The sequence below is a fragment of the Candidatus Cloacimonadota bacterium genome (genome assembly GCA_011372345.1).
GTDB lineage: Bacteria > Cloacimonadota > Cloacimonadia > Cloacimonadales > TCS61 > DRTC01.
The window spans coordinates 1-10,227 of sequence record DRTC01000486.1; the positions used below are offsets into that span (position 1 = coordinate 1).

Sequence of the window (10,227 nt, forward strand, 5' to 3'; positions counted from 1 at the left end):
ACTTGAAACGAAGTTCGAGTTGAGAACAATCCTTTTAAATGTTCCTACCGAGTTTGTGGATAACTTGAATCCTGCAAAAAAATATTGTAAATTATTGTAATATTAAATATGAAAAAAAACATAATGAAAAAAAACATATTCGGTATTTTCGTTTCGTTGGTTTTGCTCGTCATTTTAATTAGTTGTACGGATGACATCTCAAAAATTAAGGAAATTGCTCAGAAAGTAAGAGTCGAGTATTCTGAGTGTTCCGGATGCCTTGAATGTATAAATGATTTTAATTGTCCGTATGATGCCATTAAGATCGATGAAAGAACAGGTACGACTTATATTGATGGCGAAAAATGCGTACAGTGTATGCAATGTATCAATAATTTCAGTTGTCCTGAAAATGCTATTTTGATCAAGAGCGATATAATTGCACCGGGAAATAGCGCTGAGTTTTCTGCTGTTTCGGATACCTTGGGAAGATTGGAAATTCAGTTCACAGCTCCGGGAGATGATGATACTCTGGGATCAGCTTATCGTTATGAACTGACCTTAAAAGATCAAAATAACCTGATGATCCAAACGGATTTTGAAACTCCTCTACCAAATATAGCAGGTTATGAGGAAAACTGGATCCTTAATGAACTTCCCCCCGAAGAATTGATCACTATAAATCTGCAGGCTTTTGACGAAGTTAATCAATTTTCCGAAACAGTTTCTTCGGAAGTTCTGATCCAGGGAGAATATCACGACGAAATTTCTCCGGCAGCAATAACCGACTTGATTTCCAATTCCTTTGAAGATTCTCTTAAATTGACCTGGACAGCGGTTGGAGATGATGGTTTAGAAGGAATTGCCAGCCGTTATGAGATCCGCTACAGTGAAAATGAGATTAATGATTCGACTTGGGATTCAGCAATCGAATTTGAACAAAACATTGTTCCATCGTCACCAGGAATTATTGAGCAACTTTTTATCACTGATCTTCCAGAGCAAATAAATTATTATTTTGCAATTAAAACTTTTGATGAAGAAGACAATCCTTCAGAAATTTCCAATAACACGATTGCTTCCATTATCGGAGATATAATTCCACCCGCGGATATTAACGATCTTTCGATCAATTCCATTTCATCCAATTCTATTCTTTTAAGTTGGACAGCAGTTGGAGATAATGGATTTGAGGGAACGGCTTTTTCTTATGTGATCAAAGTTCACACAAATAATATTACCGAAGAAAATTGGGATGGAATTCCTGCAGTCGAACAATCGATCACTCCCCAAAATGCCGGATCAACAGAATCGTTTCTAATTACAGATCTTGAACCTGTTACCATGTATTATGCAGGAATAAAAGTCTTGGATGATGTTCAAAATATCTCAAATCTTTCCAATATTATAAATGAGATGACAACCGAGATTCCAGATGAAATTCCCCCCGGACAAATAACAGATCTATCGGCAATTCCTTCCGAAACAGAGATCGAATTGATCTGGACAGCTCCCGGAGATGATGATTATGAAGGAACTGCTTACCAATATGATATCAGGATTTCTAATGAGCTGATTACGGATGCGAATTGGGAATCAAATGAGCAACTTCCGAATTTACCTGTTCCCTTGTCTGCTGGAACGGAACAAAATTATTTCGTACAAAACCTTGAACTGGGATCAACATATTATTTCGGGATAAAAACGACAGATGATGAAATTAATACTTCAAATTTATCAAATATCGTTAATTCTGCATTATTAGAAGATACAACTCCTCCTGCTCAAATTTCGGATCTATCAGCATTAGACACCGAAGACATAATAATCCTGAATTGGACAGCAGTTGGTGATAATGGATTGGAAGGACAAGCTGCATCTTATGAGATCAGATTTTCTGAAGATGAAATAACAGAAGAAAACTGGAATGGAGCTGACTTATTACCAAATCCACCAGAACCGGCTTTTTCCGGAACTTCCGAAACTTATGTTGCTTATGATCTTACTCCCGGGATTAATTATTATTTTACGATCAAGGCAATTGATGAGAATTTTAATTATTCGGAGATTTCCAATAATGCTCAAGCAGAAATTCACTTTGATGATATTCCGCCCGCAGCAATTACAAATCTGGTTACTCTCGATGAATTCAATATTTTTTCATATCGAATAAAATTACAATGGAATGCTCCTGGAAATGATGAAAATGAAGGAACAGCATCTTATTATGATATCAGATATTCGACTTTTCCTATTAATGAAAATACATGGAATAATGCAAGTCAATTTTCCAATCCACCTGATCCTGAATCTGCCGGAACTTTACAAACTTGCGAAATCACCGGATTAACGGGTGGATCGATATATTATTTCGCGATCAAAACTTATGATGATAATGACAATGAAAGTGAGATTTCTAATTCTCCGGGCGGGAAGATCGTTTTTCAGATAAATCATGGAGCTTGTCATGATTGCAGTCAATGTATTTACGATTGCCCGGAAGGTGCAATTTCTGATGTTGGTCCATATAAAACGATTGATCCTGATCTTTGTGATGCTTGCGGAAATTGTTCATGTCCCTGGAATCTGATCAAGCTGTCGGTAGTTGCCTATTAAATAAACTGTCATTCTGAGTTATCTTACAGAGAAACTCTTATGAAGAATCTGCAACTATGAATAATTTTTGTTATTAGTTTGGATTCTTCAGAAGAATAGCCGGGAGAAAATTCGGAAGGACAAGAAGGAATAAAAATTGAGAATAAAGATACTTTCAGTTTTAATAATTTTAATTTTATGCTCTCTGATTTTCAGTGTTGCCAAAGGGATAATCGTTGTTGAATATAAATCCTGTGTTGGTTGTACTGATTGTCGGAATGTCTGCCCTGTGAATGCAATTGAGATCATCGATGGGAGAGCAGTTATAGATCAGGAGAAGTGCATCAATTGTGAAATTTGTATAAAATCCTGCACTTATGATGCGATCAGGAAATTCTGATGAAAAAATTGATCAAAATCGTAATTCCGATCTTTCTCTTTTTCCTGATAATTTGGGGATGTGAGAAAGCTGTTAATTTCCAATATAATGTCGATTCATCTTCCTGCAATTCGTGTTCACGCTGTATCCAGGTTTGTCCGGTCGATGCCGTTGAAATCGGTTTGAATGGAAAAGCAGTGATCGATCAGACGAAGTGTAATCAATGTGGACAGTGTATAACTGTTTGTCCTAAAAATGCGATATATTAAGTAAATCGATTTTCCGAAATAGCGTAGCACATTTTTGTAAAATGTGAAATAATATTTAATAAGATTCCATTTCACAGAATTCAATTCTGTGTAACCTTCACGATCTAGACGATTGTGTTACGAAAGAAAATAAATGAAAAAAACTGTTTTAATACTTGTGATAATCCTCTGGATTATGAATATTTCTGCACTAACAAATTGGAGTCATCTCAGTTATAGAGCCTTTATAACAAGTTCCGAACAGGAAGACTTTTTTGTTACCCATGATGATGTTTACGAAATCAATACTTCCCTTAAATCCGGTTTAAAATGGGATCATCTTCTGCAGGCAAACTTAAATAAGAATATTAATCTGACCTTTGAGAACAGTCTTTTTTATTCTGAAAAAAGTCATGAACTGCAGAATTCGTTTTTCAATAATTATGCGAAGATCAAGCTCTCATTTTCCAAAAATTCTCATTATCTGAAACTTCAATACAGCAATCGCTGGTTTGAAGACGAGAATACAAAACTTCTTTCCATTCCCGGAATTGAAAACACGAGTCAACAGCAGACAATTCACAACACAGAATTTCATTTTAATACTTTTTGGAACGGCTTTCGTTTTCAGTTAAGCAGCAGGTTGAGAAATTTGAAATATAAATCTGTTTCAGAAAATGAGGAGTTATTTTCCTGGGATAATGACCTTTATTCTTTTGCTGAAATTTTGTATGATATAACAGATAAAATAAGCATATTTTCTGCTGGAAATTATAAGGACGATTTGAATGAAGAAAACTGGTTTGATCATTCCCAGATCGATCTGGGATTGAGATTCCATCGTCGTTATGATTTCTACAACATCGTGAATTCCGAAATAAAATATTTCCAAAGCAGATCCGAAAGTATCGATCAAATCCATAATTTTTATGCCAAACTTCGCTATACAAAACGGATCGGTAATTCATTGGCAGGATTCGTCTCCTATATGAACCATTCTTGTTTTGATACTGAATCTAAAAAAATGCAAAGGATCTCTAATTTATTGCGGATCAAAGCAAAATATAGTTATTTAACTTTGCACAATCAAGATTCCTTTCTTATAGCAGAAATAAAGATCAATCCCGAAAATAACGGAAATCTTGTTTCTCTGGGATTGAATCAATATATTTTATGGAACATCTATTTTTCCGGAGAAGTGAAATATGCTCCGGATCTATTTAAGGAAATTTCTGCAAACCTGGAATATTTGATCTTAACCGGAAAATCCATCTGGATAAGAAGCGAATTCACAGATTTTAATGTTCACCCAGCTCAAAATATAATATCTGTGGGAACAACGCTTAATTTCTGATGTATGATTCCCACGAAATACACGAAACAACACGAAAGAAAAAATATGTCATTGCGAGGTTTCCTTCAATGTTTCTAACGAAGCAATCTCATCAGATATTGAAAACTACATGAGAAATTATAATAAGATTTCTTTGCGTCCTTAGCGCCTTTGCGGTAATAAAATATGATCTTACAAACATTGTTAGAAGGTTTAGTTTTAGGATTTTCCACAGGAACGATCTGCCTGGTAACCTGCACTCCGATCTATTTACCCTATTTATTGACCGAAGAAAGAAAATTGGTTAAAAGTCTTCTGGCAGTTGGTGAGATTTCTCTCGGAAGATTCTTCTCATATCTTGCTTTTGGAGCGTTAGCCGGATTTGCCGGAGCAAAGATATCATCAATAAATCGGGAATTATTCACTTCCATCGCCTATATTTTACTTTCGATTTACCTGATCTTATCTGCTGTCAGAACACGGCAGAAATCTAAAAAATGTCATATTCCGAAATTTACGAGATTTACGAAAAGAGTGTTTATTTTGGGAATCCTGACGGGAATTAATTTCTGTCCTTCATTTTTGATCGCTCTTTCCAAAGCTATCGATCTTGGTGGAGCATTAAGCGGTATGCTGCTCTTCCTCGGTTTCTTCTTCGGAACAACTGCTTTCCTGATCCCGCTTGCTTTTGTGGGACTTCTTTCCAAAATAAAAGAAATGAAGATCATCGCTCAAATGGCTTCAGTTTTAATCGCAGCCTGGTTCATTTTTACCGGAATTAAAGGAATTGTACATTGGAACGAGCACAATGCTCCCATCCCTGATGATGCACGCATCGTCGATGTTTTTCATCCTGACCGGAAAATAATAGTCATTTCCAATCTGCAGAATGATGAATATTTCAGGAATTTGAAAGATTCGATAGCTGTTCACCATCGCAATGAAGTATCATATTTTTTAGTGCGGGAAGACAATTTTGATTTCCTTACATCTGCTGATAGTTCAACCATCATCATTGATATTTCGCTTCTGGAAAAAGAATCTCTCCACCCAGTTTTAAAAGAACGGGATTATTTTGCCGTGGAAGAAAATTATTCCATTCCCAAAGTTGTAAACTTCCTGCGAACTTATACTTTCCGAACTGCCGAATTTGTGCATTGGGAGTTCAGGGAAGAAAAATAGAAATTATTATTTATATGCTTTAATTTTAGCTTGATTATCAACTATAATTTAAAATTCATTTGACAAGTATTCGATATAATCTGCTTTCTCATTTTGTGTTGTAAGAATAAAAAGTTTTTAAATTCAGGAGGAAAATGTTATGAGAGTGCCAAGCAAAGCTGATGTAATCAAGTTGGACAATCCAACCCGGATAAAGGCTAACCACCAGTCTGGAACAGAAACACGCATAAAGTGAGGTAACGAGCTATTATGAAGCCGTGTGAAAGGCAGTTTACCAGCCGTAACGCAAGTGAAGGTGTTGAGCTCCGAAATAATTCGATATTGTATTGGGCTAAGGGTTTCATTTCCTGGAAGCCAGTATTGATATATGCGAAAACAGATAGGTGTTTTTCACGATTTAGCACACCCATAATGAGGGAAAGTAAAGGTGAGTATATATCGACGTACCGGAGTCTGAGTCCACAGCGGGTAAACGAAAATGATTATATCGGAACTTGGGAGAGCCATATTGTTCCGTTTAGAAGCTGCAAACAAGCCGAACAAAGGCAAGGATGCAGTATGTCGGTATGGTCTTCGGACTGACTTATAGTAGAGGAGTAAATGGGGTAATGCCTATTGAGTTCATCATCAAGAACACTCGAAGAGGTCAGCAATTTAATGTAAAGAGACAGGAGTAAATTAATGTCATACTCAGAGGTGAAAGGCACTTGGTTTAAGTTGTCTCTTATATCAGAGCGTGCAGCGAGAGAACCGGAACTTCAGTTTACAAGTTTAGCACATCTATTAAATGTGAGTTTTCTCAACGATTGTTATAGTCGCCTTAACAGGAATAAGGCAGTAGGAATTGATAATGTTAGTTGGGCAAAATACGGTGAAAATTTGGAAGCGAATTTAGATAAACTTGTAGGTAAGATGAAGAGCAAAAAATATAACCCGATACCTGCAAAACGAGTCTATATTCCCAAGAATGAAACCGAGAACCGTCCGTTAGGCATCTCGGCTATCGAAAATAAGATAGTTGAGACAGGAATCAAACATATTTTAGAAAGCATCTACGAAGAGGATTTCTATGATTTTTCTTATGGATTTAGACCGCAAAGAAATTGCCATCAGGCACTTTCAAAGGTTGACAGTTTAATAATGAATAATTGTGTAAACCATATTGTAGAGGCAGACATCAAGGGTTTCTTTGACAATGTACCCCATTTAGAGTTGATGAAGTTTCTGCAAATACGGATAAAAGATTCCTCTCTATTGCATTTAATAGAGAAGTTTCTAAAAGCAGGCTATATTGATGATAATTTGCTGGTTACATCCGAGAGAGGAACACCGCAGGGTAGTATCTTAAGCCCGATACTTGCGAACATTTACCTTCATAATGTATTAGACGATTGGTTTGAAAAAGTAGTAAAACCACACATCAACGGTTTTTGCGATATAGTCAGATATGCCGATGATTTTATTTTTGTAGTGCAATCCGCAACTGAATCAAAGCGAGTAGAGAAAGCACTCAAGAACAGATTTAATAAATACGGTTTGGAAATACATCTTGATAAGAGTCGGACAATAAGTTTCGGCAGATATGAGCAGGAAAATGCCAAGAGACAAAAGCGTCGTCCAAATACTTTTGATTTTCTCGGTTTTACGCACTTCTGCGATACAACAAGAACCGGCACTTTTAAGGTAGGACGAAAAACAAGTCGCAAGAAATTCAAATCCAAAATGAAGGCGATGAATATCTGGTTAAAATCTATCAGAAATGTTCAGATGTTGAAGGATTGGTGGAAGATTCTTCAATCCAAGATTCGAGGTCATTTCCAATATTACGGTATAAGCGGAAACTATGTGTCAATTTCCAAATACTATGAATTGACAGTGAGATTAACAAAAAAATGGATAAACCGCCGTAGTCAGAAGCAGAGTATGAACTGGAAACAATTCAATCAATATCTTGAGAAATACCCTCTCCCCAAACCAAAAATTATGTTTAATCTTTACGCATTATCACACTCAATGTGAATTAAATTGAAGAGCCGGATGTGGGAAATCTACAAGTCCGGTTCTGTGAGGGGTGTTGAAATTCCTCACTTTAAAATTAAAGGAGGAAATATATTATGCCTACTCGACAAAAGATATTTGTTTTAGTCGGAGTTGTTGTTTTGATCATGGTTTGTAATGCACAAACCTATGTGGGCGGGGAGTTAATAAACAATACTACTTGGGAAAGTTCGGGTAATCCATATTATGTTACTGATGACATAATTGTAAATGAGGATGTTACTTTAACTATCGAAAACGGAGTAAATTTATTCTTTTATCAAGATAAATCAATAATATTTTATGGGATTTTAATTGCTAATGGAAGCCAAGAATCAAATATTTTTTTTAATGAATACATTTTAGATAATAAGTGGGGAGGTATTCACTTTTTTAACAATCACTCCGTTATTAATTCTAATTTATTCTATTGTGATATAGCAAATTCCATAAATGGTGGTGTTAATATATCAGATTGCTCTAATATTACTATTGGAAATTGTAATATACATCATAACAAAAGTTTTGAAGGAGCAGGAATCAATTTAAAAGAAGAAAGTAATGATATCACAATAGAAAATAACATCATTCAGTTTAATGAAGGAAACATGGACGAAGATGAAATGATAGGTGGTAGTGGAATAAAATGCGAAAATTGTGAAGACATTTTAATAACAAGTAATTTATTCACTGATAATATTTCAGTGGAATCTGGTGGAGGTTTGTATAGTAATTCAAGTAGTAATATCATAATTACAAATAATGAGTTCCAAAATAATCAATCTAATTCAGGAGGTGCTATTTCTATAATTATTGGATTTGATAATATTATTGATAATAATATTATCAATAATAATAGAACATTTGAACATGGTTCAGGTGGAGGGATTTACATCAAAACAGCTTGTGATATAGTAAACAATAGGATTTTTAATAATCAAGCTATTGAAGGTGGTGGTGGTGGAATTTATGCTACTGACTTTGAAACAGATAAATTATTTGAAAATAATGAAATCTATGATAATATAGCAAATTATGCTGGGGGAATGCTTCTCCATTCATGTGAAACTATTTTTCCAACATTAAGAGATTGTGATATCTATGGTAATGTTGCTGAAGATGGTAATGGGGGTGGAATTTTTATTACTCTCTCATATTCTGTTTTTGAAAGCTGCGAAATTTATAATAATCAAGCATTAGCAAATGATATTGGAGAAGGTTATGGAGGAGGGATTCATGCTGTAACATCTAGAATAAAATTATATGACACTCTTATTTTCGGCAATTCCGCTGTCAACGGAGGAGGAATATATTTATATGATTCCGCTTGGATAGATCCGGTTTGTCATTTCCACAATTGTACAATTACCAGGAATCATAGTGATGTTTATGGTGGCGGCTTTTTCATCGATGACTTTTCAAATGCTTCCTTTATTAATACAATTTTATGGAATAATACAACTGGTTCACATATAGGTAACCAGGGATATATTGAACAAGATCCTTATTTATACCATAATACAATAGTAAAATATTGTGATTATAATTCAGGAGAAATTTATTGTAGTAATAATCAGTATCAGTATTTGATCCTTGGGAACAATATATATGATAACCCTCTATTTGTGAATCAGACGAATAGTGACTTCAATCTCCAATGGAATGATCAGTCTATAAGCCCCTGCATAGATTCCGGAGATCCGTCTATGGAAGAGGATGAAGATGGAACACCTCCTGATATGGGTTGTTATCCTTCCAGGATAGAACACGATTACCTTCTCACAACAGCAGAAGTAAACCGATTCCGTTATCGCTCTTTTCCGATTATTGATAGAACAATAGTAACCGGAGGAATAACAACTACATATATATGTGCACCTGTTGAAGAACAAACAGATTATTTCAAGATTTTTGATCAATGGGGAAATGAAAAAGTATGGAATGAAGGTTTTTGGAATGAAGGTTATTTGAATGAACTTATTTCTGAAATAGGTTATAAAATTAAAACAATTAGTAATGATGTTAGTATTCCGACATCAGGAATAACCTTACCGGAGGATACTGTAGTTGATTTGGAAGCAGGTGAGAATTGGATAGGATATTTTCCCAAGCAATCAAGTGCTATTCATGATGCTTTAGCAGGTATCTGGGATAAACTGCTTTCTGTGTACAGCGAAGATTGGGCATGGAAAAATGACGGAACATATCCGAGTGAAAGATGCCAGATGAGCTATGGAAAAATGTATATTATCAATGTTTCTGAGGCATGTAGTTTTGTCTATAATCCAGATCCAGGAGGAACTGGAGGAGAAAGAGAAATGACAGAAGGATTTTATTATGTGGAAACTCACGAATATACTCCGATCAATATCTTGAGTTTGGAAGATCCTTAGGTTATGGAAGTAGGTGTTTTATTGGATGGAGAATGTATCGGTGCTACCAAAGTAGAAGAATTTCCGCTTCAGATCCTTGCC

7 protein-coding genes are annotated in these 10,227 nt (G+C 35.3%); all 7 read left to right on the forward strand.

The features are described from left to right. The first annotated feature begins 108 nt into the window (after positions 1 to 108). The 7 genes from ENL20_09390 (at position 109) to ENL20_09420 (ending at position 10,146) form a co-directional block, all read left to right on the forward strand. Positions 109 to 2,595, forward strand: coding sequence for a hypothetical protein (locus tag ENL20_09390; protein HHE38770.1), 2,487 nt, complete (start codon positions 109 to 111; stop codon positions 2,593 to 2,595). 136 nt (positions 2,596 to 2,731) lie between these two features. Beyond that, positions 2,732 to 2,974: a 4Fe-4S dicluster domain-containing protein gene (locus tag ENL20_09395; GenBank protein HHE38771.1), complete on the forward strand. Its 243-nt coding sequence runs from the start codon at positions 2,732 to 2,734 to the stop codon at positions 2,972 to 2,974. Continuing rightward, positions 2,974 to 3,222 carry a 4Fe-4S dicluster domain-containing protein gene (locus tag ENL20_09400; protein ID HHE38772.1) on the forward strand — a complete coding sequence of 83 codons (249 nt, stop codon included), beginning with the start codon at positions 2,974 to 2,976 and terminating at the stop codon, positions 3,220 to 3,222. Before ENL20_09395 ends, ENL20_09400 begins: the two co-directional genes overlap by 1 nt. A gap of 133 nt (positions 3,223 to 3,355) precedes the next feature. Then, positions 3,356 to 4,555, forward strand: a complete 1,200-nt coding sequence (locus ENL20_09405; protein ID HHE38773.1) for a hypothetical protein — start codon at positions 3,356 to 3,358, stop codon at positions 4,553 to 4,555. Positions 4,556 to 4,723: 168 nt separating this feature from the next. Further along, positions 4,724 to 5,716 (forward strand): sulfite exporter TauE/SafE family protein, encoded by a 993-nt coding sequence (locus ENL20_09410; GenBank protein ID HHE38774.1) that lies wholly within the window; start codon positions 4,724 to 4,726, stop codon positions 5,714 to 5,716. Between the two features lie 681 nt (positions 5,717 to 6,397). Beyond that, positions 6,398 to 7,735 (forward strand): group II intron reverse transcriptase/maturase, encoded by a 1,338-nt coding sequence (gene ltrA, locus ENL20_09415; GenBank protein HHE38775.1) that lies wholly within the window; start codon positions 6,398 to 6,400, stop codon positions 7,733 to 7,735. Positions 7,736 to 7,830: 95 nt separating this feature from the next. Next, positions 7,831 to 10,146, forward strand: coding sequence for a right-handed parallel beta-helix repeat-containing protein (locus ENL20_09420; GenBank protein ID HHE38776.1), 2,316 nt, complete (start codon positions 7,831 to 7,833; stop codon positions 10,144 to 10,146). Positions 10,147 to 10,227 lie beyond the last annotated feature (81 nt).